The sequence below is a fragment of the Ruegeria sp. HKCCSP346 genome (assembly GCF_017872595.1).
Taxonomy (GTDB): domain Bacteria; phylum Pseudomonadota; class Alphaproteobacteria; order Rhodobacterales; family Rhodobacteraceae; genus Ruegeria.
The window spans coordinates 84,606-110,306 of the sequence record NZ_JAEDOT010000003.1 but is presented as its reverse complement, the minus strand read 5'-3'; the positions used below and the strand labels follow the sequence as shown (position 1 = coordinate 110,306).

General features: G+C 58.3%; 23 protein-coding genes. 8 read left to right on the top strand and 15 right to left on the bottom strand.

The genetic code is table 11. The annotated features are described in order from the left end of the window. The first annotated feature begins 4 nt into the window (after positions 1-4). The gene (locus I9185_RS11695; RefSeq protein ID WP_210093144.1) at positions 5-1,444 is read left to right on the top strand and encodes a nodulation protein NodH; all 1,440 of its coding nucleotides are present in this window, start codon (positions 5-7) and stop codon (positions 1,442-1,444) included. Here the strand turns inward: I9185_RS11695 and I9185_RS11690 are convergent. From I9185_RS11690 to I9185_RS11655, 8 genes are all read right to left on the bottom strand, one after another. Continuing rightward, positions 1,441-1,959 (bottom strand): L,D-transpeptidase family protein, encoded by a 519-nt coding sequence (locus I9185_RS11690; RefSeq protein WP_171230125.1) that lies wholly within the window; start codon positions 1,957-1,959, stop codon positions 1,441-1,443. The genes I9185_RS11695 and I9185_RS11690 overlap by 4 nt on opposite strands. Before the next feature lie 59 nt (positions 1,960-2,018). After that, positions 2,019-2,804 carry an ion transporter gene (locus I9185_RS11685; protein ID WP_210093143.1) on the bottom strand — a complete coding sequence of 262 codons (786 nt, stop codon included), beginning with the start codon at positions 2,802-2,804 and terminating at the stop codon, positions 2,019-2,021. A 21-nt stretch (positions 2,805-2,825) separates the two neighbouring features. Next, a complete protein-coding gene (locus I9185_RS11680; protein ID WP_210093142.1) occupies positions 2,826-4,055 on the bottom strand; it encodes a class I SAM-dependent RNA methyltransferase in 1,230 nt (409 codons plus the stop codon). Between the two features lie 39 nt (positions 4,056-4,094). Next, positions 4,095-5,927: an ABC transporter ATP-binding protein gene (locus tag I9185_RS11675; RefSeq protein ID WP_210093141.1), complete on the bottom strand. Its 1,833-nt coding sequence runs from the start codon at positions 5,925-5,927 to the stop codon at positions 4,095-4,097. After that, complete coding sequence (locus tag I9185_RS11670) at positions 5,924-7,762, bottom strand: ABC transporter ATP-binding protein (protein ID WP_171724017.1); 1,839 nt, start codon at positions 7,760-7,762, stop codon at positions 5,924-5,926. The genes I9185_RS11675 and I9185_RS11670 overlap by 4 nt, the downstream gene beginning before the upstream one ends. 191 nt (positions 7,763-7,953) lie before the next feature. Beyond that, entirely contained in the window at positions 7,954-9,108 is a 1,155-nt protein-coding gene (locus I9185_RS11665) for a CCA tRNA nucleotidyltransferase (protein ID WP_210093140.1), read from the bottom strand. Continuing rightward, complete coding sequence (locus tag I9185_RS11660) at positions 9,105-9,701, bottom strand: CoA pyrophosphatase (RefSeq protein ID WP_348539741.1); 597 nt, start codon at positions 9,699-9,701, stop codon at positions 9,105-9,107. Before I9185_RS11660 ends, I9185_RS11665 begins: the two co-directional genes overlap by 4 nt. Continuing rightward, on the bottom strand, positions 9,694-10,680 hold the full coding sequence (locus I9185_RS11655; RefSeq protein WP_210093138.1) for an Hsp33 family molecular chaperone HslO: 987 nt from the start codon (positions 10,678-10,680) through the stop codon (positions 9,694-9,696). The genes I9185_RS11660 and I9185_RS11655 overlap by 8 nt, the downstream gene beginning before the upstream one ends. Positions 10,681-10,756: 76 nt before the next feature. Here I9185_RS11655 and I9185_RS11650 point away from each other — a divergent pair, with 76 nt between their 5' ends. After that, a complete protein-coding gene (locus I9185_RS11650; protein ID WP_152459593.1) occupies positions 10,757-11,200 on the top strand; it encodes an NUDIX hydrolase in 444 nt (147 codons plus the stop codon). On the opposite strand, the gene I9185_RS11645 is transcribed toward I9185_RS11650, so the two are convergent. Beyond that, positions 11,197-12,471, bottom strand: coding sequence for a SpoIIE family protein phosphatase (locus I9185_RS11645; RefSeq protein WP_171635382.1), 1,275 nt, complete (start codon positions 12,469-12,471; stop codon positions 11,197-11,199). The genes I9185_RS11650 and I9185_RS11645 overlap by 4 nt on opposite strands. 163 nt (positions 12,472-12,634) lie before the next feature. Between I9185_RS11645 and I9185_RS11640 the strand changes: the two genes are divergently transcribed. Further along, positions 12,635-12,964, top strand: a complete 330-nt coding sequence (locus tag I9185_RS11640; RefSeq protein WP_170345824.1) for an Hpt domain-containing protein — start codon at positions 12,635-12,637, stop codon at positions 12,962-12,964. Here I9185_RS11640 and ilvA read toward each other — a convergent pair. Continuing rightward, positions 12,961-14,187, bottom strand: coding sequence for a threonine ammonia-lyase IlvA (gene ilvA / locus I9185_RS11635; protein ID WP_210093137.1), 1,227 nt, complete (start codon positions 14,185-14,187; stop codon positions 12,961-12,963). The genes I9185_RS11640 and ilvA overlap by 4 nt on opposite strands. Before the next feature lie 58 nt (positions 14,188-14,245). Further along, complete coding sequence (locus I9185_RS11630; RefSeq protein WP_348539740.1) at positions 14,246-14,905, bottom strand: hypothetical protein; 660 nt, start codon at positions 14,903-14,905, stop codon at positions 14,246-14,248. A 249-nt stretch (positions 14,906-15,154) separates the two neighbouring features. On the opposite strand from I9185_RS11630, the gene I9185_RS11625 reads away from it, so the two are divergent. The 4 genes from I9185_RS11625 (at position 15,155) to msrA (ending at position 18,041) form a co-directional block, all read left to right on the top strand. Then, positions 15,155-16,381 carry an argininosuccinate synthase gene (locus tag I9185_RS11625; RefSeq protein ID WP_210093135.1) on the top strand — a complete coding sequence of 409 codons (1,227 nt, stop codon included), beginning with the start codon at positions 15,155-15,157 and terminating at the stop codon, positions 16,379-16,381. A gap of 32 nt (positions 16,382-16,413) precedes the next feature. Further along, entirely contained in the window at positions 16,414-16,818 is a 405-nt protein-coding gene (locus I9185_RS11620; RefSeq protein ID WP_210093252.1) for a DUF1810 domain-containing protein, read from the top strand. Between the two features lie 79 nt (positions 16,819-16,897). Further along, positions 16,898-17,179, top strand: a complete 282-nt coding sequence (locus tag I9185_RS11615) for an SCP2 sterol-binding domain-containing protein (protein ID WP_210093134.1) — start codon at positions 16,898-16,900, stop codon at positions 17,177-17,179. A gap of 190 nt (positions 17,180-17,369) precedes the next feature. Beyond that, positions 17,370-18,041: a peptide-methionine (S)-S-oxide reductase MsrA gene (gene msrA, locus I9185_RS11610; RefSeq protein ID WP_210093133.1), complete on the top strand. Its 672-nt coding sequence runs from the start codon at positions 17,370-17,372 to the stop codon at positions 18,039-18,041. Here msrA and I9185_RS11605 read toward each other — a convergent pair. Next, positions 18,038-18,910: a ribokinase gene (locus I9185_RS11605; protein WP_210093132.1), complete on the bottom strand. Its 873-nt coding sequence runs from the start codon at positions 18,908-18,910 to the stop codon at positions 18,038-18,040. The genes msrA and I9185_RS11605 overlap by 4 nt on opposite strands. A gap of 3 nt (positions 18,911-18,913) precedes the next feature. Beyond that, on the bottom strand, positions 18,914-21,169 hold the full coding sequence (locus tag I9185_RS11600) for an NADP-dependent malic enzyme (RefSeq protein ID WP_210093131.1): 2,256 nt from the start codon (positions 21,167-21,169) through the stop codon (positions 18,914-18,916). A 161-nt stretch (positions 21,170-21,330) separates the two neighbouring features. On the opposite strand from I9185_RS11600, the gene mutS reads away from it, so the two are divergent. Continuing rightward, positions 21,331-23,946 carry a DNA mismatch repair protein MutS gene (gene mutS, locus I9185_RS11595; RefSeq protein WP_210093251.1) on the top strand — a complete coding sequence of 872 codons (2,616 nt, stop codon included), beginning with the start codon at positions 21,331-21,333 and terminating at the stop codon, positions 23,944-23,946. A 58-nt stretch (positions 23,947-24,004) separates the two neighbouring features. On the opposite strand, the gene I9185_RS11590 is transcribed toward mutS, so the two are convergent. Further along, positions 24,005-24,568 (bottom strand): nucleotide exchange factor GrpE, encoded by a 564-nt coding sequence (locus I9185_RS11590; protein WP_171116719.1) that lies wholly within the window; start codon positions 24,566-24,568, stop codon positions 24,005-24,007. 10 nt (positions 24,569-24,578) lie between these two features. Continuing rightward, the gene (gene hrcA, locus I9185_RS11585) at positions 24,579-25,643 is read right to left on the bottom strand and encodes a heat-inducible transcriptional repressor HrcA (protein ID WP_210093130.1); all 1,065 of its coding nucleotides are present in this window, start codon (positions 25,641-25,643) and stop codon (positions 24,579-24,581) included. Between the last annotated feature and the right edge of the window lie 58 nt (positions 25,644-25,701).

Below are 25,701 nucleotides of genomic sequence, written 5' to 3'. Positions count from 1 at the left end.
GCCCATGTCAGCCCATTTTGATTACTTCGTGATTCTGGCCGCCATGCGCACAGGTTCGAACCTGCTTGAGGCCAACCTGAACGCGCTGGAAGGGGTCACCTGTCACGGAGAGGCGTTCAATCCGCATTTTGCGGGCAGCCTGAAATCCGATCGTCTGCTTGGCCTTTCGCTGGAAGACCGGGATGCGGACCCCATGCGATTGCTCAAGGCGATCAAATCAGCACCGGGTGACATCAATGGCTTTCGATATTTCGAAGACCATGACCCACGTATCCTGAAACCCATGCTGAACGATCCGCGCTGTGCCAAGATCATTCTGACCCGCAACCCATTGGACAGCTACCTGTCGCTGAAAATAGCACAGAAAACGCAGCAGTGGCTGCTGAAGAATGTGAAACGCCGCGTCGACGCGCAGGTTGACTTCGACGCCGACGAATTTTCGGATTACCTGAACCAGCTGCAAGACCATCAGCTTATGGTGCAACGGCACCTGCAAAAGACAGGCCAAACCGGGTTCTTCATTCACTATGACGACCTGACCGAGCTGGAGGTCATAAACGGGCTGGCTGCATGGCTGGGGGTTGAGGGGCGGCTGACCCGACTGGATGATACCCTGAAACCGCAAAACCCGGCGCCGGCTTTGTCCAAGGTCACTAATCCTGATGAACTGAAACAAGCCCTGTGCGATCAGGATCGGTTCGGATTGCATCGGTCAACAAGCTTTGAGCCGCAGCGCGGCGCGGCTGTACCGCTTTATGTTGCCGCTGCAAGGTCTCCTTTGATGTATTTGCCCATTCGGGGCGGGATAGAGCCTCTTATCGTGCAATGGCTGGCTGATCTGGACGGATGTCAGACCGACAAGCTGATCACGGATCGAAATCGCAAACAGGTCCGGTCATGGAAGCAGGGCCATCCCGGTCATCGGCAATTTACCGTCCTGCGTCACCCTCTGGCCCGGGCACATACGGCGTTTTGCAGTCATATTCTGAACACGGGGCCGGGCAGCTATAAGATGGTGCGGAATTATCTTCGCAACCGGCTCAAGCTGCCGATCCCGGGGCAAGTGAGGGACAACAATTATTCTGTCGAACAGCACCGCGAAGCGTTTTCGGGCTTTCTGAACTTTCTGCGCCTCAACCTCAACGGGCAGACACCGGTCCGTGTGGACGGCACGTGGTGCAGCCAGACCAGGACGTTGGAAGGGATCGCATCCTTCACTCTGCCGGATCTGATTCTGAGAGAGGAGGATCTGATGACCGATCTGCCGAATCTGGCGCGCAGCATGGGGCATTCAAACCCGCCTCAGCCTGGCTCCTGCGCACCGGATGAACCCTACGCTTTGCAGCTGATCTGCGACAAAAACCTCGAAGCGCTGGCGGTTGACGCCTATCAGCGCGACTATGAAGCATTCGGGTTCAGTGACTGGGCGCCAAAAACGGCCTAAGGGCGCAGGGTTATCAGCGTACCTTTGTTAACCATCGCGTAAATCTCTTCGATTTCGTCATTCTTGACCGCGATGCATCCAGCTGTCCAATCCCGCTTCTTTTTTGCGCGTCTCCGCTCAGAACGCAGATTGGGTTCACCGTGGATGAAGATATCCCCACCCGGATCAACGCCCGCAGCCTTGGCTTTGGCGACATCCTGCGAGTTTGGATAAGAAATGCCCAGCGATAGGTGGTACCGGCTTCTGGGGTTGCGACGGTCGATCAGATAGGTGCCCTCGGGCGTTCTACCGTCACCGCGCTGGTTCTTCGTTCCATTCGGGGCAAACCCCAAATCGACGTCATATTCCTTAAGGATCTTTTCGTTGTGCAACAAGTAAAGTTTGCGCGTGCCCTTGTTGACCACCAAAGAGGTCACCTCGGGTCCGTTGTAAGTCAGAAATCTTGGGCCGCTAGAGGCACAAGCCGAAAGGCTCAGCGTTGCCAACGCGCCTAAACCGAATACTCGACGATCCATGTTTCACTGCCTGCTCTGCTTTTTTTCGATCATTATGCCAAAAATTGGAAAAACTGAAATCACATTTTAATGTTCGACTTCTCGGCCAGTCTACGTTCGATGCTTTCCAGCCGTTCCAGAACCTCGTCGCGATAGGCATCGGTTTTAACCTCATCCTCGGCATGATGGGCATCCTGCATCGAATTGACGATCAGACCCACCAACAGGTTCACCACCGCAAAGGTCGTGACCATGATGAAGGGAACAAAGAAGACCCAGGCATAGGGATAGACCTCCATCACCGGGCGCACGATGCCCATCGACCAGCTTTCCAACGTCATGATCTGGAACAGCGTATAAGCAGACAGGCCCAGATCGCCGAACCAATCCGGGAACGATTCCGAAAACAGCTTGGTCGAGATTACCGAACCGATATAGAACAGAATTGCCATCAGCAGAAACACGCTGGCCATGCCCGGAAGGGCCGAGATGAACCCTTCGACCACGCGACGCAGACGAGGCGCCACGGAAATCACGCGCAACACCCGCAGAATTCGCAGGGCGCGCAGCACCGACAGACCCCCGGCGCTGGGAACCAGGGCAATTCCAACGATCAGGAAATCGAATATGTTCCAGCCATTTGTGAAGAACCTTCGCCCGGTGGCAATCAGTTTCATGGAAATTTCAGCCACAAAGATCGCCAGGCAAAGCCTGTCCAGCGCCACGATCAAAGGACCTGCCAGTTCCATCAGGGTCGGCGATGTCTCCATCCCCAAAAGAATGGCATTGAAAATGATCACGGCCGTTATGAACCGCCCGAAAACGGGCGCTTCGATAATATTCAGCAAACGCTGTTTGGACCCCATGTGTCAGCTTCCCCAGTAAGATCAAGATGCGGCGTTCAGAACAAACCGCGCAGCGAGTTCCGTATGTGACGACCACCGAAATTGGTCAACGACCTGTACCCATTCAAGGGTGTAACCCGCATTAACCAGCGTTTTTGCATCGCGCGCAAAGGTGACGGGATTGCACGAGACATAAGCGATCACCGGGCGTTGCGCCTGTGCTATCTCGTTTACCTGCGCTTCGGCACCGGCGCGAGGCGGGTCCAGAACAATGGCGTCGAAAGATTTCAGCTCGTCCGGCATCAGCGGGCGGCGAAACAGGTCGCGGGCCTCGGTCGTGACGCGTTTCAGCCCCTGTGCCCTGCGCCAGCCCTGATCCAACGCCTCGATCATAGCGGCCTCGCCTTCAACCGCGTGAACTTCGGCGCTTTCCGCCAACGGCAAAGAGAACGTTCCGCTGCCTGCAAACAGGTCAGCGATACGTTTCGCACCCCGTGTAGCCTCGGAAACTGCCTTTGACAGAGCCTTTTCTCCGTCCTTTGTTGCTTGCAAGAAAGCTCCGGGGGGTGGCGTGACTCCGGCTGCTCCAAAGCGCTGAACCGGCGCATGCCGCATGGCAATAACCTCATCATCCCAACTGAGCCGGGCCAGCCCATGTTTCTCAGTCGCCTGCGCCAACGCCAGTTCCAAGGGGCCGTCCAGCGGCTTGCCACCTGTTACGGCCACATCCAGACCAGCTTCGGACAGTGTGAGCGTGACAGCCAGAACGCCCTTGCGGCTTGCGCCCAGGGTGGCCAGCGCCTCGGCCACGGGAATGGCCACGATCAAGGCCGGGTCAAGCAAGCGGCAATCGGGTATCTCGGTGATCGTGCCGGATGCACGACCGTGAAACCCCGCCAATGTGCCCTTTTTCGTGCGCCTTACGGCAATCGTAGCCCGCCGACGTGACCGTTCGGGCGATGTGTGTATCGGGCGCAGGGGTGCTTCGAGATCCTGCGCCGTCAGCGCCTTGCGGACGACTTGCAGTTTCCAGTCGGCCACAAATGCATCGGATGCGTGCTGCAACTGGCAGCCACCACACGCTTTGTAGTGGCGGCAAGGGGCTTTGACACGGTGTTCGGACGGTGTCTCGACCCGGATATCGGTCAATTGCTGGCCAACAAGGGTGCCGCTGACGATCTCGCCGGGAAGGGTACGAGGGGCGTAAACAGGGCCATCGGCAATACCGTCGCCCTGATGTCCAAGCCGTGTGATTATGAATTGCTGCGTCATAAGAGGCCTGATAGCCGGGCTTTCGCAGCAAAAAAACCCTTATTCCGCAGCTTCTGCCTGAATGAACCCGCCCGACTGGCGGTGCCAGAACCGCGCATACAGCCCACCCAGGTCCAGCAGCGCCTCATGCGTTCCGGTTTCGGCGATCCTGCCCTCGTCCAAAACAACAATCCGGTCCATTTCGCTGAGTGTCGACAGCCGGTGCGCAATGGCCAGCACCGTTTTACCCTGCATCACCCGATGCAGCGCGGTCTGAATCGAAGCTTCAACCTCGGAATCCAGCGCCGATGTCGCCTCGTCGAGAACCAGAATTGGAGCATCTTTCAGAATGGCGCGCGCCAGAGCGATCCGTTGTCGCTGCCCGCCGCTGAGTTTCACGCCCCGTTCACCCAGATGAGCATCATAGCCTTTTCGACCATGAGCATCTTCAAGACTCAGGATGAAATCATGCGCTTCGGCCTTTTTTGCGGCTTCAATCATCTCGGCCTCTGAGGCGTCCGGCCGGCCATACAGAATGTTCTCACGAGCAGACCGGTTGAACATCGCCGTTTCCTGCGTGACCATACCTATCTGTCGGCGCAGGCTGTCCTGCGTCACCTGTGACACGTCCTGGCCGTCGATACGAATGGCGCCACTTTCCCAGTCATAGAGCCTGAGCAACAGTGAGACGAGCGTGGATTTCCCCGCCCCGGATGCACCGACGATGCCCAGCTTTTCGCTCGGGTTGACGGTCAGGCTCAAGTCCGTGACGCCACCGATATCGCGCCCGTAAGCAAAGCTGACGCCTTCGAAGGAAATCGACCCTTCGGTCACGTCTAGGTCCTTCGCCCCGCACATATCTTCGACCCGGTCACGCTTGGCCAGCGTTTTCATCCCGTTTTCGATTTCACCGACATTGGCATACAGCCCCATCAAGGTGAAACTGACCCAACCGGTCATCTGAGCAATACGGATCGAAACCGCCCCGGCAGCCACGATATCCCCGGCGGTCGCCATACCGCCCTGCCACAGCCACAAGGTCGCGCCCAGCAGCAAGACAGGCAGGACACCGGCCAGTGTCATGAGGATGAACCGGAAACTCGCCGACAACTTGCCGAAATCCAGCGATTTTTCACGCAGATCCACCATCGATTCACGCGCCGCCTGATCTTCGAATTCCGAGTGGGCGAAAAGCTTCACGGTTTTGATGTTGGTGATCGTATCGACCACCTGCCCGGACACCATCGCCCGCGCCCCGGCCCGCGCGGCGGAACGTTTGCGGATGCGCGGCAGATACCAGCGCACCAGCATGAAATACACAGCCAGCCATGCCGCGAAGGGCAGCATCACCAAAGGATGAATAGACCCTAACAAAAGCAAAGACCCCACCAGAGACGCCAGGGCAAACACAATCGCGCTGATCGTTTCCGACACGACCGAAGCCATGGCGTTCGATGTCTGCATCTGCTTTTGCGCGATCCGACCGGCAAAATCATCGTCGAAATAGGTCACCGACTGACCCAAGGTCCAACGGTTCAACTTGGCCAGAACCAAAGGTGTGATGTTTGGCATGACAATATAATTGTTCGACAAGGATGACAGGCCAAACAGGATCGGGCGAAGCAACATGAAGAAGGCGACCGCACCGAGGATCATCCACATATTAGCAGCGGTCAGAAAATTCTCGGGTCCGCTGGCGGTCGCCACATCAATCACGCGGCCCAGTATCCATGCCGTGACCGCCTCCATCGCGCCTGCAATGGCCGAGAAGAACGCCGCAACAAACAGCATCGGCCACGCCCCGGAAAGGCTCCAGCGGATGAACGCCCCCAACGTCTGCGGTGGGGGCGTTTCGGTGTTCCTGAACGGATAAATGAGGTCGGCAATCCTCATTCAGCGGCCTCCGGGTTCATGAAGCCACCAGATTGCCGCGCCCAGAATTGGGCGTAAAGGCCACCTTGCGCCAGAAGATCAGAATGCGTGCCTTCCTCGACGATACGGCCTGCATCCATCACCAGAATGCGATCCATCTGCGCGATGGTACTAAGCCTGTGGGCAATGGCGATCACGGTTTTTCCTTGCATCATGCCGTAGAGAGTTTCCTGAATTGACGCTTCGACCTCGGAATCTAGGGCGGATGTCGCCTCATCCAACAACAAGATCGGTGCATCCTTCAGGATCACCCGCGCCAGCGTCACACGCTGCCGCTGGCCACCTGACAGCTTCACCCCCCGTTCACCGACATGCGCGTCGTACCCGGTGCGACCCTGCGGATCCTGCAAATCGAGGATGAACTCATGTGCTTCGGCCTGTTTGGCGGCGGCGATCATCTGTGCCTCGGACGCATCCGGACGGCCATAGAGGATGTTGTCGCGCACCGACCGGTGCAGCAACGCGCTATCTTGCTGAACCATGCCGATATGGCTCCGCAGACTGTCCTGCGTGACATCCGCAATGTTTTGATCGTCAATCAGAATTGCGCCACGCTCAACGTCGTAAAACCGCAAAAGCAGCTTTACTAGGGTCGATTTTCCCGCGCCAGACCGCCCGATCAAACCAATCTTTTCGCCGGGCCGGACGGTCAGGTCGATATGGTCCAAACCGCCGGCCTCGCGACCATAGTGATGCGAGAGGTCGCGGATCTGGATCTCACCCTTGCTGAGTTGCAGTGGCTTCGCAGTCGGTGCATCAAGCAAATCGATGGGCTGGGCAATGGTCTCCATCCCCTCGGACACGATACCAAGTTGGCGGAAAAAGCTGGTCAGGGCCCACATGATCCATCCGGTCATGGCATTCAGGCGCAGAGTCAGGGCCGTAGCCGCCGCAACAACACCGACCGAAGCGCTGCCTTGCATCCACAAGGCAATCGCCCAGCCCACAACACCCACGATCAGCATACCGTTCAAAGTGACCAGAACGGCATCCATAATAGTGAAAATCCGCATTTCAATCTGAAATGTCCGACGGGTTTCCTCGATCGCCTCGCGGGCATAGTCCAGCTCTTGCGGGCCATGGGCAAACATTTTGACCGAATGGATGTTGGTATAGCTGTCCACCACCCGCCCCGTGACCGTCGAACGCGCATCCGAGGCCGCTTTTGACGCCGGACCAACACGCTGAACGGTCCAGCGCACCAGCATGGCGTAGAATCCGAACCAGATCAGCAGCGGGATCAACAAACGCGGATCCGCCGCATACAGCAGGATCGCCGCACCGATCAAATAGGCCAGCGAAAAGGAAATCGCGTCAAAAACCTGAAAGACCACTTCACCCGCCGCCGGAGGTGTCTGCATGATCCGGTTTGCAATCCGCCCGGCAAAGTCGTTTTCGAACCAGCCAACCGACTGACGCAACACGTGTTTGTGCGCACGCCAACGGATCAGCGTACCGAAGTTCGGCAAAATCGTATTGTTCAGCAGAAGTACGTCGACCAAATGCAGAAGCGGACGCAACAGCAACACAAAGGCTGCCATCAGCAGCAATTCCGTTCCGTGATTTTGCCAGACCTCTGCCGGCGTGCCGCCCAACAGATCCACGACGCGACCCATGTAGTAGATCAGCCCGATTTCAACACCCGCGACGATTATGGAAACCAGCGCCGCCCAGAAAAATACCCGAATAAAGGGCCGCGAATAATCCAGCATGAAGGGCCACAACCGCGTCGGCGGAGTGTCAGCCTCACGGTAGGCAACAAAAGGGTCAACAAGGTTTTCGAAATAGCGAAACATGGATAGTGCTCCGATTGAGCAGGAAAATAGACGTGCGAAGAAAGATGGCGCCTGAACACCACCCTTTACGGGGCAGGTGTCCCGGCTTTAGCCGAACCAGATCCCGTAATACATTCGCATTCCTCCATCCATGTGACAGGCGCACCTAAGCACAAAGGATCCGAGATGTCATCCCCTTTTGAGACTTCGCGCTATTGTGCCAGCAACTCTTCGCGTGACAGCGCAAAACCGGATGCGATCCAGCGTTTTTCCAGCTCGGCCAGCTTCTTGCCCAGCGCCGGGCCGGTGAAGTTGGGGATCAGATCTCTGGCCTGAACAGGGAAACGCGCTGCTGCGCCTGCATGCAGATCGCGACGCAAATCTTCGGACCAGGGTTGTTCCAGAAAGGCGCAGCGCAAAAGCGTCTCGTGCAATCCCCCTTCATCGCCATAGCGGTATCCCAGTTCAGCAATACTGGTTGTGGACTGTGCTTCTTCACGCATCCTGATCAGGCGTTGCAACTGCGAACGGCTCAACCGCAATGTCGCGGCATCATCGGGCGAGGCAATGGCTGCCAGACGACGCACCGGATCGGGATCGGCACCAGCCGCCTGTTCCAGCGCGATCAAAGGGGCCAAAGACCGATCGTCCGCCCCCGGCAGCACACGGGCCAAAACACCGGTACTGCGCATGGTCGCAACGGCAGTGGCCGGATCAGGTGACGCCAGCAATTTCAGCAGCTCTGCCCCGATCCGCTCGCGCGACAATGACTCCAGCCCGTCAAGATTGGCGCCGATGGCGGCCAGGGCATCGGGGTCGAAACCGCCATCCGGATCCCCGTACCAGGCGTGAAAACGGAAGTAGCGAAGCGAGCGGAGATAGTCTTCTCGAATGCGGTTCTCGGCGGTTCCGATGAACCGCACCAACCGGGCCTCGAGGTCGGGAAGACCACCCAGAGGGTCCAGCACGGTGCCATCAGGTTGGGCGTAGAGCGCGTTCATAGTGAAATCCCGTCGCGCCGCGTCTTCTTCGACGTGATCGGAATATGCCACGACCGCGCGGCGGCCATCGGTTTCCACGTCACGGCGGAAGGTGGTGACCTCGTGCGGGATGCCCGCGCTGACCACTGTGATCGTTCCATGCTCGATGCCGGTCGGAATGGCCCTGAGTCCGGCGGCCTGCGCCAGCTCGACGATCTGCCCGGGCTTTGCGTCGGTGGCAATGTCGATATCCGACACTGGTGCGCCAAGCAGCGCGTTGCGCACGCATCCACCCACGAAAAGCGCCTGAGCCCCGGATGAGGTCAGGGCCGAACAGACCTTTTGGGTCGCTGGTTCACTGATCCAGGCTTCGTCAATCAGCATCATTCATTCACCCGTGCAGCAAGCCCGCGCAATATGCGGGCGGTCGCGCCCCAAATGTAATAGGGGCCGTACGGAACTGCGTAGTATCTGCGTCTCTGGCCGCGCCATCGGCGCGACTCGACCAGATAATTCTCAGGATTCAAAAGATGGGCAAGGGGGGTCGAGAAAACTTCGTCCACTTCGCCGGGTTCAGGCACGGGTTGGAACCTGTCCCGCAAAACTGCGACAACCGGTGTCACAGTGAACGAGGTCACGGTCTCATGCGTCGGCAAAAATCCCAGGATCTCGGGCATTTCCGGGGGCAGGCCGATCTCTTCCTCAGCTTCCCGCAGCGCCGCAGCCGTAACATCAGCATCGGTTTCGTCCTGTTTGCCACCGGGAAAGGCGATCTGGCCCGGGTGATGCTTCAACGCGGATGAGCGTTTGGTCAGGATGACCTGCGGTGTGTCATCAGCCAGCGAAATGGCCACCAGAACACCGGCGGGTCGCAACCGTCGTCCGGGCGGCAGAACGGTATCCGGGTTCAGGTCAAAGTCGCTGGACCCGTGACCGGGGCGGCGCAGGGTCGCCCGGATCTTTTCAACCAGGTCATGCACCTTTGGGGTCTTCGGCATCGAACCCGACAGTTGCCGGGTCCAACACATAATGAGCCCCGCAGAACTGACAATCCGCGGTGACTTCGCCCTCGGGCGTGGTCATCTTTTTGATATCCTTGGCCGAATAGATCGACAGGCTCTGTCGCACACGATCCTCGGAACAGGTACAGCCAAATTGCACAGATTGCGCATCATAGACACGCGGCTGTTCCTCGTGAAACAGGCGAACCAGAAGGTCGGTCGGCGCAACAGAGGGGCCGATCATCTCCAATTCCTCGACGGTATCCAGCAGGATATTGACGCGACCCCAGTTTTCACCTTCTTCGCCGTCGACCAGATCGGCAGCGGTCAGAATGTCACCGGTTCCTTCGCCCGACGCGGCAAAGGGCGACGCTTTGGGCATGTGTTGCAGCATGATGCCGCCTGCACGCCAATGCTCGCCCACGCCCGGCTCGGTCGATTTGCCGAAGCTCAGCGAAAACCGCGTCGGCAGCTGTTCGGATTGTGCAAAATACGCCTCGGCGCACGCACTCAGTGATCCACCGGCCAGCGGGGTAATGCCCTGATACGGCTGCGTGCCCTCACCCTGATCGATCATGATGGCAAAATACCCTTCGCCCACCTGATCGAACGGTGCGGAATTGGAAAGCCGGTCCCGGTCAAAACTGGCATAAGCCCGAATCTGGGCGGGCTGGCCCTCTTTCTGCGGCGCATAATAGTCGGTTGCGATCATGCGCACCGCCCCTTTGGACTGTACCTGCAACGACAGTTTCCAGCGCAACGCAACCGTTTGGCCGATCAACGCGGTCAGCAAGGCCATCTCGGCCACAAGCGCCTCGACCTGCTCGGGATAGTCATGCTGTTTCAGGATACCTTCCAGCACGCCATCCAGACGGGCCACGCGGCCGCGCATGTCGGATGCATCAAGTTGAAAGGGCAGGACAGTATCGTCCCACGCGATTTTTGTTCCAAGAGACATGGGGTTTCCTTACACGCCACGGGTTGGCATACCGGCACCATATAGGTCGTACAGATCGGGTTGAAAGGGGCCATACATGATCAGGCGGTTCGGTGAAACCCCCGAGACGGGGCGGAAATACACCCGAAGGGTTGGCGTATATGCCCTTTTGCCACGTGGCGGCCAATTGCTGTTGACCTGTCAGACCGAACCGGGCCCGGATCTGCAATTGCCGGGTGGAGGCATCGATCCGGGCGAATCACCGATTTCGGCCTTGCATCGCGAAGTCTATGAAGAAACCGGGTGGCACGTTGCCAACCCGCGTCGCATCGGCGCTTTTCGTCGGTTCACCTATATGCCCGAATACGATCTGTGGGCCGAAAAGGTCTGCCTGATCTACCGCGCCCGTCCCGTACGCCGCAAAGGCCCGCCGAGCGAGGCATTCCACGAAGCACTGTGGATGGAAGCCGCCGATGCCGTTGAATTGCTGGGCAATGACGGTGACCGGCACTTTGCGGAAATGCATCTCAGTTCGCTTTAAGGCCCGTTATATTCAAAGAAAACGGCGGATACGTCATCCCCAATGCCATCTTTGGGCGAAATCTCCTGGGTCAATCGCCAGAACATGTCGTCCAGAAACTCCGACCCGCCCTTTTCAGAAATGCACTGCTGGGCCATCTGTCGCAAACCGTCTTCCTCTAGCAAACCGCCTTCGGCAAGCTGACATTCGGTAAACCCGTCCGAATACACCAACAGTTTGTCGCCGGGTTTCATGTGAATCTCGATTTGCTGAAAACTCGCATCTTCGATCAGCCCGATCGGCAACCCGCCATCACCCAGAAATTCAGTGCTGCCATCCTGCCGCAGCAGAAGCGGATGCGGATGCCCGGCCTGCACCATCTTGAGATGCCCGTTTCGAAGATCCACAATGGCGTAGACCATCGTGAAATATTCCTCGATCCCCTCATCCGCCATCAATCGGGAATTGAGCATGCTTGCGACGTCTTCCGGAGGCAGCAGTGCATAGAATTTGTTGAACCTCTTTTCCATTGCGACATTTTGATCGAAATGCTTGCTGGAAAGATAACCGCCCAGACGCGCCGTCATCATGGCCGAGGTGATGCCATGCCCGGATACATCTATGCTGTAGAACCCCAGCCGATTGACCCCGGGCGAGAACATGCCAACAAGGTCTCCTCCGATATGGCCGCAGGGTTTCAACAACAGGCTGACCCGGGATTTTCCAAAGCTCCGCGTAAATTCCGGAACCAGCGATTCCTGGATTTTTCGGGCCTGCATGAGGTCCTTGTCGATCGCGTCATGCGCCAGCCTGAGTTCTTCCAGCGCGGATTCGATCAGGCGGTTTTTCTGTGAAAGCTCGCGCTGCATGTCCAGAATGCGCGCGCCTGCGGATATGCGCGCCCGCAACTCATCCGCCTCCAGGGGTTTGATCAGAAAATCGTCTGCCCCGGCATCCAGTCCGCGCGCAACCTCCTGCTTTTCACTTTTGGAAGTCAGAAGGATGAAATAACAATATTGATCGGTATCCAGGGCGCGAAACGCGTTGCAGAATTCAAGCCCGCTCATCCCCGGCATGACCCAATCGCTGAGAACAAGATCAGGCGGATCGTCCAGACAATGCGCCAGGGCCGCATCGCCCGTATCGGCCTCGACCACCTCAAAGCCCCACTTTCTGAGCGATGCGACCAGGATGCGCCGCTGCAAACGGCTGTCATCAACAACCAGCACCTTACGGATCGCGCCGAAATCCAGATCTGATCTGGTTTCCTCAAGACTCGCCCTTGGCACCATTTACCCTCTGACCTGATGCGTTCATTCACACAGGGCGATCCTAGTGGCGACGGTTTTAACATCCGGTGAAGACCGAAGGCCGCAATCCCGCTTGGCTGTTAACCCGGTTTTTACTGGTGTTGCCTATTCCTGAAACCGCATGTTCAACGGCAGGTGACGCAGTATGATCCACTGGGGCAGAGTCCGACAATTGCGGGACGAGGTTGGCCCGGATGAGTTTGATGAGGTGGTCGACATCTTTCTGGAGGAAGTGCAGGAGGTCATCGCCCGCCTGCATCAGGATACAAGCCGGTCCGAGCTGGAACAGAACCTGCATTTCCTGAAGGGCAGCGCGCTCAGTCTTGGATTCGACCAGTTCTCGAAACTCTGTCAGGACGGCGAACGGCAGGCGGCCGCGGGTCAGGGCGAGGATGTCGATCTGCCCGCTATTCTGGCCGTATTTGACAGCTCGAAACAGAAATTCGAGGCTGAGCTGCGCCAGAATCTGGATTAAATCACGAACTGCGCCAGCGTTTCGTCTTCGGTTATATCCGTGTAGGTGAACCCTGCCTCATCCAGATGCGCGAACAGACGCATGAAGTTTTCAGGCTTGCGGGTTTCAATCCCGATCAAAACCGAACCGAAATTGCGCGCCGATTTTTTCATGTATTCAAAGCGGGCGATATCGTCCTCGGGGCCGAGAATACCCAGAAACTCCTTCAACGCGCCGGGGCGCTGCGGCAGGCGCAGGATGAAATACTTCTTCACCCCGGAATAGCGTTGGGCGCGTTCTTTGACCTCGGGCAGGCGTTCGAAATCGAAATTGCCTCCGGATGTCACACAGACCACGGTCTTGCCCCGTACAAAGCTTTGAATATCGCCCACCGCTTCGATCGCCAGCGCGCCGGCGGGCTCCAGAACAATGCCTTCGACATTCAGCATCTCGATCATGGTGGTGCAGATTCGGTCCTCGGACAGAACCAGCACATCCGACAGATGGCGTGATTTCAACAATTCGAACGGTTTCTCGCCAATTCGGCCGACCGCAGCGCCATCGACGAAGGTATCCACATGATCCAGCGAAACAGGGTGCCCCGCAGCCAAAGCAGCGCGCAAACAGGCACCTCCGGCCGGTTCGACAAACAGACAATGGCTGCGATCCCCGAACCATGTGGCCACGCCAGAGGACATGCCACCGCCGCCAACCGGCAGAACGATATGATCCGGCACACTGCCCAATTGCTCTTCGATCTCGACCGCCAGTGAGGCCTGGCCTTCGATTACATCAGCGTCGTCAAAAGGAGACAGGAAATATCCGCCCTGTTGCGTGCACCAGGCTTGAGCGGCCGCCAGAGTATCATCGAAATAGTCGCCGGTCAGATGGATCTCGATATTGTCGCCGCCGAAAATGCGGGTCTTTTGAATTTTCTGCTGCGGCGTCGTTACCGGCATGAAGATCACGCCGCGCACGTCCAGATGCTTACACATGAACGCCACGCCCTGCGCGTGGTTGCCAGCACTGGCACAGACAAACAGGTCCTGCCCCTGCTGCTTGCGCATGGCATTGAACGCACCACGGATCTTGTAAGACCGCACCGGGCTGAGGTCCTCACGCTTGAGCCAGATATCGGCGCCGTAGCGGTCAGACAGATGGGCATTCCGCTGCAATGGCGTCGCCGGAAACACAGAGCGCATCGCCTGTTCGGCGGCGCGGGCGCGGGTCATGAAATCAGTCATGCGGCATTCCCTGCCCCATCATCGCGATAAGGGCAAGGAATACATATGTGTACGCCGCTCAGGACAGTTCGCGCTTTTCGATGAAGACGCCGTACATTGTGGTAAAGATACTGACGTTGATCATCGGAAGGATGAGCGTGCCGAAGAACACGGTCAGTAAAACGCCCAGCACCGGTATTATTGCCAAGGCGGCGAAAGCCAGCTGCACCAACACCTGGAACAGGAATGCAACGAGGAGCAGCAACAAGATTGCACCACTGACCCCGGATGTGTTGTTCCATGCCTCACCGAGCGATATGGGATTTCCTATCGCCGCCGCGGGCAGAATAATTGACAGGCGATAGAAGCATACGACCAGAAAAACGGAGTATGCAATCATCAGAATGATCGAAAGCCCTGCAAAACCTTCGCCTAATGCAGCAGCGACCAGACCCATGGGGATATACGCGATCACCATAAAAATCCCCAACATCAGGAAGCGACCGAAATAGGCAAGAATCCTGTCGAAACGGAATGTCGGAAGTATTCCCGTGGGGTACTCTTCCATCAGGATGAAGCGGTGCCATGACACCGCGATCCAGAACATGGTGACGAACATTACCGCCAGCAAAACGACCACAAAAACAAAGGCTGAACCTGCGGTTACACCCGGTGGCAGATCGACTGCGTTTTCATCCAGCGCCTCAAGCGGAATACCAAGCGCCATGAACACGCCCACGATGATGATTGTCGCAATTAGGGCAGGGCCAACCGTAATCTGCAGCACCTGCTTGATGTTTCCAAATACCATCCGCACCGAATGCACAAATATTTGCCATCCCAACATTTGAAACCGCCCCTTCAACCAATGCTTGTTATTCTCTGCACCCGTTTCACCTCAATTCAGGTACTGCGTCAATCCTCACAACTTGCCCCCACGTCGAAAACCCGCTAGGGGCCAATCGTCTTACGCATAAGGGGAAGTCAGATGTCCGCGCCCAAGAAAGTTGTTCTGGCCTATTCCGGTGGCCTTGATACCTCGATCATCCTGAAATGGTTGCAGACCGAATATGGCTGTGAGGTCGTCACCTTCACCGCCGATCTGGGACAGGGCGAAGAGCTGGAGCCCGCTCGCAAAAAGGCCGAGCTGCTCGGGATCAAGCCCGAGAACATCTATATCGAGGATATCCGCGAGGAATTCGTGCGCGACTTCGTCTTCCCGATGTTCCGCGCCAATGCGCAGTACGAAGGTCTGTACCTGCTGGGCACGTCCATCGCGCGCCCCCTGATTTCGAAACGTCTGGTCGAAATCGCCGAAGCCACCGGTGCCGATGCGGTCGCCCACGGTGCCACCGGCAAGGGCAATGACCAGGTACGGTTCGAACTGGCGGCCTATGCGCTGAACCCCAATATCAAAGTGATCGCACCCTGGCGCGAGTGGGACCTGACCAGCCGCACCAAGCTGCTGGAATTTGCGGAACAGAACCAGATCCCGATCGCCAAGGACAAGCGCGGCGAGGCCCCCTTCTCGGTCGATGCCAACCTGCTGCACACCTCGTCCGAAGGAAAGGTTCTGGAAGACCCAGCCGATATGGCGCCCGACTATGTCTATCAGCGCACCGTCCACCCCGAGGACGCGCCCGATCAGCCGGAATTCATCGAGATCGGCTTTGAAAAAGGCGACGCGGTCAGTATCAATGGCGAGGCGATGAGCCCCGCGACCATCCTGACCAAGCTGAACGAATATGGCGGCAAGCACGGCATTGGCCGACTGGACCTTGTTGAAGGTCGCTTTGTTGGCATGAAGTCGCGCGGCATCTATGAAACACCCGGCGGCACCATCCTGCTTGAGGCGCATCGCGGCATCGAATCCATCACCATGGACCGGGGCGCGATGCATCTGAAGGATCAGTTGATGCCGCAATATGCGGAACTGATCTACAACGGCTTCTGGTACTCGCCTGAACGTGAAATGCTGCAAGCCGCCATCGACAAGAGCCAGGAACACGTCACCGGCACCGTGCGGGTGAAGCTGTACAAAGGTCTGGCCTCGACCGTGGGCCGCTGGTCGGATCATTCGCTGTATTCCGAGGCGCATGTGACCTTCGAAGAAGACGCGGGTGCCTATGATCAGAAAGACGCCGCGGGCTTCATCCAACTGAACGCGCTGCGGTTGAAACTGCTGGCCGCGCGCGACAAGCGGTTGTCCAAGTGACCGAAGATGACGGTCTGAACGACGAACTGGAAATGTTCATCGAAGCGCAGGATACGGTCTGGGCCGATGTCCTGCGCGAACTGGAACGGGGGCAGAAGACCAGCCATTGGATGTGGTTCGTTTTTCCGCAACTGGCCGAGCTGGGCCAATCGCATATGGCGCAGCTTTACGGCATCGAAGATCTGGATGAAGCCAAGCGCTATCTGAACCACCCGGTACTGCGCCACCGTCTGACGCAAGCGGCCTCGTTGATGTTGCTGCATCAGGGGCGCGACGCCAGCGACATTCTGGGCGGGGTTGACGCGAAAAAGCTTCGCTCTTCGATGACATTGTTTTCCTCGGTGGCAGATGCTCCGGCCGAGTTCCAGGCCGTTCTTGACGCTTTCTACGATGGCGAGCCGTGCGCGCGAACCGTTCAGAGCCTTGGCGCATCGTGATCGGAAGTTCCAGTCGGGTCAGCCTTGCCTGTTCGATACCTGACGTTTTACGCATTCGGTAACTGCGAAAGGAACCCGGATGCTTCAGCATATCGCCGACGAAATTCAAAAAGGCCTGAACGGCAAAACCTTTGACGGCTCATTGAAATTCGATTGTGGCGAGGACGGCGTGATTGTTCTGGCCGACAGTCAGGCATCGACACGGGACCAGGAAACGGATTGCACGATCCGCATCTCGCAGGACAACCTGACCAAGCTTCTGACCGGAAAACTGAACCCGATGACAGGTGTCGCTTTGGGTAAGCTCAAAATCTCGGGCAATATGGGCGTTGCGATGAAACTGGGGCAGCTGCTGGGTTAAGCCGAAGGCAGGTTCACCGCGGAATTCCACCTCGCCGGGGCGCCCTGTCCCTCCGCCAAGACGGCCTGCGCAAGCTGTTCCACTGACATCCGCCGCCGATAAACTTGCCTCACCAGACCGTGACATCAGATGTCAGGCAATTGAATGTCATTCGGGTTCGGGTCACCTTGGTGCCGAAAGGAGACCCGACATGTCACGAACCGCTTTTCTGGAAGCCTTCAAACCGGCCATTCTTTTCACCCTGATCACGTTGGCTGCGATGTTGCGCGCTCTGCCCGCCCCCGCGGCAGGGGCCGAAACGCTGACAGTTGCAGGGGGCTGTTTCTGGTGTGTTGAGTCCGATTTTGAATCGGTACCGGGCGTTGTCGGGGCTGTGTCGGGCTATACCGGCGGCAATTCGGCCAACCCCACCTATGATCAGGTCTCCAAAGGTGGCACTGGCCATTATGAAGCGGTTCAGATCACTTTCGATCCGGCCCGGGTGTCACGTGAAACGCTGCTGAACATGTTCTTCCGCTCGGTTGACCCAACGGATGCCGGTGGTCAGTTCTGCGACCGGGGCGACAGCTATCGAACCGCAATTTTCGTCTCTAACCCGGGCGAAAAGGCGTTGGCGGAACAGGCGAAGAAAGACGCAGAGCAGGCATTGGGCCAAAAGGTGGTCACCCCGATCCTGAACGCGGGCACGTTTTACCCTGCCGAGGCCTATCATCAGGATTACTACAAAGGGAACAAGCTGATCTTTACCCGCTTTGGGCCGAAACGTCAGCAAAACGCCTATAAAGCATATCGCAAAGCCTGTGGCCGTGACGCGCGTGTTAAACAGCTTTGGGGTTCAGATGCGCCTTTCGCCGGCTCTTAATCGAAGGACGCGTCGCGCACTTCTCTCAGATCGGGAATGACATCCGCAGTCCCGTGCCGCGTGACCATCAGGGAAGCGGCGCGGTTCGCTTGCAGAATGGCCTGTTCCATCGGCATTCCCCGATCCATTCCAGCCAGTACGTAGCCGGTAAAAGTATCACCTGCCCCGGTGGTATCCACGGCCTGCACCTTGTGGGCCGAAAATTCCACCGGGTCATTGCCCTGCTGCAAATACCGGGCACCTTTTGAGCCCAGCGTGACAATGACATGCCGCACGGGCAGGTCAGCCGCACCCATCCCGGTTTCCTGCCGCAATTGTTCGGCCTCGATCTCGTTCAGGATCAGGAAATCCAGATAGGGCAGAACCGCCTGAACCGCCTGTGCCTGAAACGGTGCAGCGGCATAACACACGGTCAATCCAAGTTTGCGCCCGAATTGCGCAGCTTCGACCTGTGCGTTGGTTTCATTCTGCAAGATCAGCAGATCACCGGTGCTTGCCGATGACAGCGCCTGCCCCAGATGGCTGATATCCAAAGCATGGTTGGCCCCCGGATAGAGGATGATCAGGTTCTCACCCTCGGCGTCCACCGCAATGATCGCGTGCCCGGTCGGCAGATCCACCTCAGAGATATAGCGTGTGTCCACACCATATTCCGTCAGTCGATCCTTCGCCCAGCGCCCATCATGCCCGACGGCACCGATATGGCTGACGCGTGATCCGGCCCGCGCAGCCGCCACTGACATATTGGCACCTTTCCCGCCAAGAAACCGGTCCAGCCCGTGGGCGGCCAGAGTTTCCCCTGGCGCAGGCAGATGCGGCAGGTCATAAACCATATCCGCGTTGATCGAGCCGAGGTTCCAGATTGTCATGGGTTACCCGATGTCGCACGAGGCCAGAATGGCCATGTTCAGAATATCGTTCGCGGTCGAGACGGTCGAGCAAATCTGAATCGGCTTGTCGACGCCCGACAGGATCGGCCCGATCACGGTGGCACCGCCCATTTCCTGCATCAGCTTGGTCGAGATGCTGGCCGAGTGCCGTGCGGGAACGATCAGGATATTCGCCGGACCGGTCAGACGCGAGAACGGATAGGCCGCTTGCTGTTCGACGTTCAGGGCGACATCCACCGTCATTTCACCCTCGTATTCAAAGTCGACGCCGCGCTGATCCAGAACAGCCGGGGCGCGGTGCATCTTTTCAGCACGTTCTGACACCGGATAGCCAAAGGTTGAGAAGCTGACAAAAGCCACGCGCGGCTCCAGCCCCATATGCCGGGCAACTGCGGCCGAACGTTCGGCAATATTCGCCAGATCGTTTTCGTCGGGCCATTCATGTACCAAAGTGTCGCCAATCAGGACAATCCGACCTTTATGCAGCAAAGCTGTCACACCGGCGGCACCGTTGGCGGCATCGGCATCAAACACATGGTTGATCCGGTCGAGCACATGCGCGGATTTGCGGGTTGCGCCGGTGACCAGACCATCACCATGCCCATGGGCCAGCATCAGCGAGGAAAACACGTGCCGGTCCCGTGCGGCCAAACGGTGAATATCTTTACGGTCAAAGCCCTTACGCTGCAAACGCTCATAAAGGAAATTCGAATAGGTCTCGAGATGCGCGGTATTGGCCGCATTCACGACCTCGATTTCACGCACAGCGTCGCCCAGGCCCGTGGCTTCCAGTTTGGTCTTAACATCGTCTGGCCGACCAACCACAAGCGCCTTGCCGAAACCTGACCGCTGATACATGACCGCTGCACGCAGCACGCGGGGATCATCGCCCTCAGCAAAAATCATGCGGCTTTGCGCCTGTCGCGCCCGGGCGTTCAGCCCGCGCAGGATGCTGGCGGTCGGGTCCATCCGGGATTTCAGACTCAGCTCATACGCGTCCATGTCGATGATCGGACGGCGCGCGGCACCGGTGTCCATCCCCGCCCTGGCAACAGCGGGCGGGATACGGTGGATCAGGCGCGGGTCAAACGGCGTGGGGATGATATAGTCCCGCCCAAAGGTCAGCGACTTGCCATAGGCCATGGCGACCTCATCCGGCACATCCTCGCGCGCCAGATTTGCAAGTGCGTGGGCACAGGCGATCTTCATCTCATCATTGATGGCACGGGCATGAATGTCCAACGCACCGCGGAACAGGTAGGGGAAGCCTAGAACATTATTCACCTGGTTTGGATAGTCGCTGCGCCCGGTCGCTACGATGGCGTCCACACGGACCTCGTGCGCCTCTTCCGGGGTGATTTCCGGATCGGGGTTGGCCATGGCGAAGATCACCGGATTGTCAGCCATGCTTGCGACCATCTCCTGCGTCACAGCGCCCTTGACCGATACGCCCAGGAACACATCCGCGCCCTTCATCGCGTCTTCCAATGTGCGCAGGTCGGTTGTGATCGCATGCGCCGACTTCCACTGGTTCATGCCCTCAGTCCGGCCCTGATAGATCACGCCCTTGGTGTCGCAGACGATGCAGTTTTCATGGCGGGCGCCCATCGCCTTGAGCAATTCGATACAGGCGATTCCTGCCGCCCCGGCCCCGTTCAGAACGATCTTCACATCCTCGATCTTCTTGCCCGAGATATGCAGAGCGTTCAGCAGACCCGCCGCGCAGATCACCGCTGTTCCATGCTGGTCATCATGGAAGACCGGGATGTCCATCTCTTCCTTCAGGCGCTGTTCGATGATGAAACATTCGGGCGCCTTGATGTCTTCCAGGTTGATGCCGCCGAAGGTCGGCCCCATCAGTCGAACCGCGCGGCAGAACTCATCCGGGTCTTCGGTGTCCAGCTCGATATCGATCGAGTTCACGTCGGCGAACCGTTTGAACAAAACGGATTTCCCCTCCATCACCGGTTTCGAGCCCAGTGCACCAAGGTTGCCAAGACCCAGCACCGCCGTCCCGTTCGAGATCACAGCGACCAGATTGCCCTTGTTGGTATAGTCATACGCGGTTTCCGGCGCCTCGGCGATGGCTTCACATGGGACAGCCACACCGGGGCTGTAGGCCAATGACAGATCCCGCTGCGTGGTCATCGGGACGGTGGCCTGCACCTCCCACTTGCCGGGGGTCGGGTCGAGGTGAAAGGCCAGCGCCTCTTCTTTGGTGATCTTCGCTTTGGGCATCGGATATGTCGTTTCTTTACATCTGTTGGGCTTTTGCCTCATAGCGCAGGCAAAGGCGCGTCTCAACGACAATACGTTTTCACCTTTCGTCGCAGGGGCCGGGTTTGTAAGGTCGCGCCGGAATACGCCAGAGGGGAGCAGCCTTGTCCAACGTCACGCCGATGATGGCGCAATACCTGGAAATCAAAGAGGCCCACGCGGATGCCCTGCTGTTCTATCGCATGGGCGATTTCTACGAGATGTTCTTTGAGGATGCCGTGAACGCCGCCGAGGCGCTGGACATCGCCCTGACCAAACGCGGCAAACACAACGGAACTGACATTCCAATGTGTGGCGTGCCGGTTCACGCCGCCGAAGGGTATTTGCTGACACTGATCCGCAAAGGGTTCCGCGTCGCTGTCTGCGAACAGATGGAAAGCCCCGCTGAAGCGAAGAAAAGAGGCTCTAAATCAGTCGTAAAGCGCGATGTCGTGCGACTGGTGACACCCGGTACGCTGACCGAGGATGCCCTGCTGGAAGCCCGCCGTCACAATTTTCTGGCTACCTATTCCGAGGTGCGCGACGAGGCCGCGCTGGCTTGGGCAGATATCTCAACCGGGGCGTTTCACGTGATGCCATTGACCTCGGTCCGGCTGAGCCCCGAGCTGGCCCGGCTGGCCCCATCCGAGCTGATCGTGGCCGACGGGATGGAACAGCCTTTGCAGGAAACGGTACGAGATCTGGGAATTTCGCTGACACCAATTGGACGAGCCAGCTTCGACAGCACTGCGGCGGAAAAACGCATCTGCGGATTGTTTCATGTGAATGCTCTGGACGCGTTCGGGTCCTTCGGGCGCGCAGAAGTATCGGCGATGGGTGCCTTGATTGACTATTTGGAGATTACTCAAAAAGGCAAACTGCCCCTGCTGCAAACACCACTCAAGGAATCCGAGGACCGTGTTGTTCAAATCGACGCCGCCACGCGTCGCAATCTGGAACTGACTCGATCCCTGTCCGGCGGGCGCGCCGGATCGCTGTTATCCGTGGTGGATCGTACGGTCACGCCCGGCGGCGCACGGTTGCTGGAGCAGCGCCTGTCCAGCCCTTCGCGTACCCTCGATGTTATTCACGGACGGTTGGACGCGGTCAGTTTTGCCGCTGAAGACAGCCTGATCGCATCGGACCTGCGCGAGGCTCTGCGCAAAACTCCCGATCTGGACCGCGCCCTGTCGCGCCTGTCGCTGGACCGAGGCGGCCCGCGCGACTTGGCCGCCATCCGCAACGGGCTGGCGCAGGCGCAGGCAATTTCCGAAATCTGCGAAGGTCAGGACCTGCCGGTGCTGCTGGCGACTGCGGTGCAGAACCTTGTGGGCTTTGACGATCTGCTCGACCTGCTGGATCAGGCGCTGGTCGCCGACCCGCCGCTGCTGGCGCGCGATGGCGGCTTCATCGCGCCGGGTTTCGACCCCGAACTGGACGAGGCCCGCACCCTGCGGGACGAAGGCCGCTCGGTCATTGCCGGGTTTCAGCGGAAATATGCCGAACATACCGGCATCGCCTCGTTGAAGATCAAGCACAACAACGTGCTGGGCTATTTCATCGAAACTACGGCCACCCATGCCGAGAAGATGCTGAACCCACCATTTTCCGAGACCTATATCCATCGTCAGACCACCGCCAACCAGGTGCGGTTCACCACGGTTGAACTCAGCGAGATCGAAACCCGCATCCTGAACGCCGGCAATTTGGCATTGGAGATCGAGAAGCGGCTCTATCAAAGGCTTTCTGACAAGATTTTGGCGCAGGCTGCCCGCATCAATCAGGCCGCGCGCGGGCTGGCCGAGCTGGACCTAACCACCACGCTGGCCGATCTGGCGCGGGGCGAGAACTGGTGCCGCCCGCAGGTGGACGGATCGCGCGCCTTCGACATCGTCGCGGGCCGCCACCCTGTGGTCGAGCACGCGCTGCGCCAGCAATCGGGCGATGCCTTCATCGCCAATGACTGCGACCTCAGCGCCGAGGACGGCGCCGCCATCTGGTTACTTACCGGTCCGAACATGGCCGGTAAGTCGACCTTTCTGCGCCAGAATGCGCTGATCGCCCTGTTGGCCCAGATGGGCAGCTACGTCCCGGCCGAGCAGGCGCATATCGGCGTGGTCAGCCAGCTTTTCAGCCGCGTAGGCGCGTCCGACGATCTGGCGCGGGGCCGGTCGACCTTCATGGTCGAGATGGTGGAAACCGCCGCCATCCTCAACCAGGCTGATGACCGGGCGCTGGTGATCCTGGACGAAATCGGGCGTGGCACCGCCACCTATGACGGCCTGTCCATCGCCTGGGCCACGCTGGAACATCTGCACGCCGCCAACCGCTGCCGCGCGCTTTTCGCCACGCATTACCACGAGCTGACCGCGCTGGCCGGTAAACTGGAAGGCGTCGAAAACGCCACCGTCGCGGTCAAGGAATGGGACGGCGAGGTGATATTCCTGCACGAGGTCCACAAGGGCGCCGCCGACCGCTCCTATGGCGTGCAGGTCGCGCAATTGGCCGGGCTTCCCGCATCCGTGGTCGAACGCGCCCGCGTGGTTCTGGACCAGTTGGAGAAAACGGAACGCGAGGGCGGCAAGCAGAAGGCGCTGATCGACGATCTGCCGCTGTTTTCCGCCGCACCGCCCCCGCCGCAGCCGGTCCCGAAAGCGTCGCCAGTCACCGATATGCTGGACCAGATCCTGCCGGACGAACTGACCCCGCGCGAAGCCCTCGATCTGATCTACAAACTGAAAGAGGCGGCCAGATCCTGACCGCCCCTTCATCTTTTCCCAAATACTCTCGCCGAAGGCACGCGCCCTTGGGCGCGTTTCAGCTTGCCGGGGTTGACGACACGCCCACCTGTGCCGGGCGCAGCAGACGATCGTGCAACATGAACCCTTCGGCGGACACCTGAATGATGTCTCCTGCCTTGGTTCCGGGGACAGGCGCCTCGAACATGGCCTCATGCACGTTCGGATCAAACCGGTCGCCCACTTCGGGTGTGATCACTTCGATTCCGTGCTTCTGGAACACGTCCTTCAAAGCGCGCATGGTCAATTCGACGCCTTCCAGCAGACCAGCAGCCACTTCTTTCTGCTCATCCGTCGCAGCTTCCAGGGCGCGCTTCATGTTGTCATAGACGGGCAGCATATCACGGGCCAGCTTGGATCCGCCATACTGTTCCGCATCTCGGCGCGCCTTGTCGCTGCGCTTGCGCATGTTTTCGGCATCCGCCAGCGCGCGCATGAACTTGTCTTTATAGTCATCCCGTTCGGCCCGCAGTGCGTCCAGTTCCAGTTCTTCTTCGCTGATATCCATCAGCTCTTCGGCCAGCTCTTCGGCCTCGGCGGTTGCGATATCGTCCAGAAAATCTTCGTTCTTCGGCTCTGCCATCTTTTACCCTCTAGCTCCGGTCGGATATCAGCTTGCCGACCAGTTGCGCCGTATAATCCACGATCGGTACGATCCGCCCATAATTCAGACGTGTGGGTCCGATAACCCCCACCGCACCGATTATCTTTCGATCAGCGTTCATATAAGGAGACACCACCAAAGAGGAACCCGAAAGTGAGAAAAGTTTGTTCTCAGACCCGATAAAAATGCGCACACCCTCGCCTTCTTCGGTCAATTCAAGGAATTCGGCGATGTCTCGCTTGCGCTCAAGGTCATCGAACAGGGTGCGGATGCGGTCAAGTTCCTCGGCCTGACCGGGTTCGTTCAACAGATTCGCGCGCCCGCGCACGATCAAACGGGCCGAGTCGCTTCCGTCTCCGTCCCAAACGGCCATTCCGCTTTCGACCATCTCACGGGCCAGAGCGTCGATTTCCTGCTTGCGCGCATCGATCTGCGTCTGCATTTGCCGCCGCACTTCGCTGAGTGTCCGCCCCTCGATGAGTGCATTCAGGAAATTCGCGGCTTCGCGCATGGAACTGGGCGTTTGCCCAGGTGGCGGCGTGAACAGCCGGTTTTCCACATGACCGTCCGAGAAAACCAAAACCACCAAAGCCCGATCATGGCCCAGAGAAACAAATTCGATATGTTTGATTTCCGTTTCATACTTGGGCGTCAAAACCAGCGAGGCCCCTTGTGTCACGTTTGACAAGGCAGAGCCGACACGGTCCAGCATTCCACCAACATCACCCGTGTTAGAGCCTAATGTCTGCTCCAGTTTCTGCCGGTCATCGGCACCCAGGTCGCCGACCTCAAGCAATCCGTCCACAAACATTCGCAGGCCTTGCTGCGTCGGAATTCGGCCGGCGCTGACATGGGGGCTATCCAGAAGGCCCAGAAACTCCAGATCCTGCATCACATTGCGGACAGTTGCAGCACTGACTTTTTCTGACAACGTACGCGTCAAAGTACGGCTGCCGACGGGCTCTCCGCTTTCCAGATAGCTCTCGACAATCAGCCGGAACACTTCGCGTGACCGGTCGTTCATCTCGTCCAGAATCTTGCTCGCTTCGCTCATCCGTGTTCCCCTGCTCGTTCGTCATTAAATAGCAGGCAAATGAAAGGTCAATCGGGGT

What these genes read in the sequence shown, in the direction of transcription:
- I9185_RS11695 (WP_210093144.1), top strand. Translation starts at nt 5, where the DNA reads ATGTCAGCCCATTTTGATTACTTCGTGATTCTGGCCGCCATGCGCACA.
- I9185_RS11690 (WP_171230125.1), bottom strand. Translation starts at nt 1,959, where the DNA reads ATGGATCGTCGAGTATTCGGTTTAGGCGCGTTGGCAACGCTGAGCCTT.
- I9185_RS11685 (WP_210093143.1), bottom strand. Translation starts at nt 2,804, where the DNA reads ATGGGGTCCAAACAGCGTTTGCTGAATATTATCGAAGCGCCCGTTTTC.
- I9185_RS11680 (WP_210093142.1), bottom strand. Translation starts at nt 4,055, where the DNA reads ATGACGCAGCAATTCATAATCACACGGCTTGGACATCAGGGCGACGGT.
- I9185_RS11675 (WP_210093141.1), bottom strand. Translation starts at nt 5,927, where the DNA reads ATGAGGATTGCCGACCTCATTTATCCGTTCAGGAACACCGAAACGCCC.
- I9185_RS11670 (WP_171724017.1), bottom strand. Translation starts at nt 7,762, where the DNA reads ATGTTTCGCTATTTCGAAAACCTTGTTGACCCTTTTGTTGCCTACCGT.
- I9185_RS11665 (WP_210093140.1), bottom strand. Translation starts at nt 9,108, where the DNA reads ATGATGCTGATTGACGAAGCCTGGATCAGTGAACCAGCGACCCAAAAG.
- I9185_RS11655 (WP_210093138.1), bottom strand. Translation starts at nt 10,680, where the DNA reads ATGTCTCTTGGAACAAAAATCGCGTGGGACGATACTGTCCTGCCCTTT.
- I9185_RS11650 (WP_152459593.1), top strand. Translation starts at nt 10,757, where the DNA reads ATGATCAGGCGGTTCGGTGAAACCCCCGAGACGGGGCGGAAATACACC.
- I9185_RS11645 (WP_171635382.1), bottom strand. Translation starts at nt 12,471, where the DNA reads ATGGTGCCAAGGGCGAGTCTTGAGGAAACCAGATCAGATCTGGATTTC.
- I9185_RS11640 (WP_170345824.1), top strand. Translation starts at nt 12,635, where the DNA reads ATGATCCACTGGGGCAGAGTCCGACAATTGCGGGACGAGGTTGGCCCG.
- ilvA (WP_210093137.1), bottom strand. Translation starts at nt 14,187, where the DNA reads ATGACTGATTTCATGACCCGCGCCCGCGCCGCCGAACAGGCGATGCGC.
- I9185_RS11625 (WP_210093135.1), top strand. Translation starts at nt 15,155, where the DNA reads ATGTCCGCGCCCAAGAAAGTTGTTCTGGCCTATTCCGGTGGCCTTGAT.
- I9185_RS11620 (WP_210093252.1), top strand. Translation starts at nt 16,414, where the DNA reads ATGTTCATCGAAGCGCAGGATACGGTCTGGGCCGATGTCCTGCGCGAA.
- I9185_RS11615 (WP_210093134.1), top strand. Translation starts at nt 16,898, where the DNA reads ATGCTTCAGCATATCGCCGACGAAATTCAAAAAGGCCTGAACGGCAAA.
- msrA (WP_210093133.1), top strand. Translation starts at nt 17,370, where the DNA reads ATGTCACGAACCGCTTTTCTGGAAGCCTTCAAACCGGCCATTCTTTTC.
- I9185_RS11605 (WP_210093132.1), bottom strand. Translation starts at nt 18,910, where the DNA reads ATGACAATCTGGAACCTCGGCTCGATCAACGCGGATATGGTTTATGAC.
- I9185_RS11600 (WP_210093131.1), bottom strand. Translation starts at nt 21,169, where the DNA reads ATGCCCAAAGCGAAGATCACCAAAGAAGAGGCGCTGGCCTTTCACCTC.
- mutS (WP_210093251.1), top strand. Translation starts at nt 21,331, where the DNA reads ATGATGGCGCAATACCTGGAAATCAAAGAGGCCCACGCGGATGCCCTG.
- I9185_RS11590 (WP_171116719.1), bottom strand. Translation starts at nt 24,568, where the DNA reads ATGGCAGAGCCGAAGAACGAAGATTTTCTGGACGATATCGCAACCGCC.
- hrcA (WP_210093130.1), bottom strand. Translation starts at nt 25,643, where the DNA reads ATGAGCGAAGCGAGCAAGATTCTGGACGAGATGAACGACCGGTCACGC.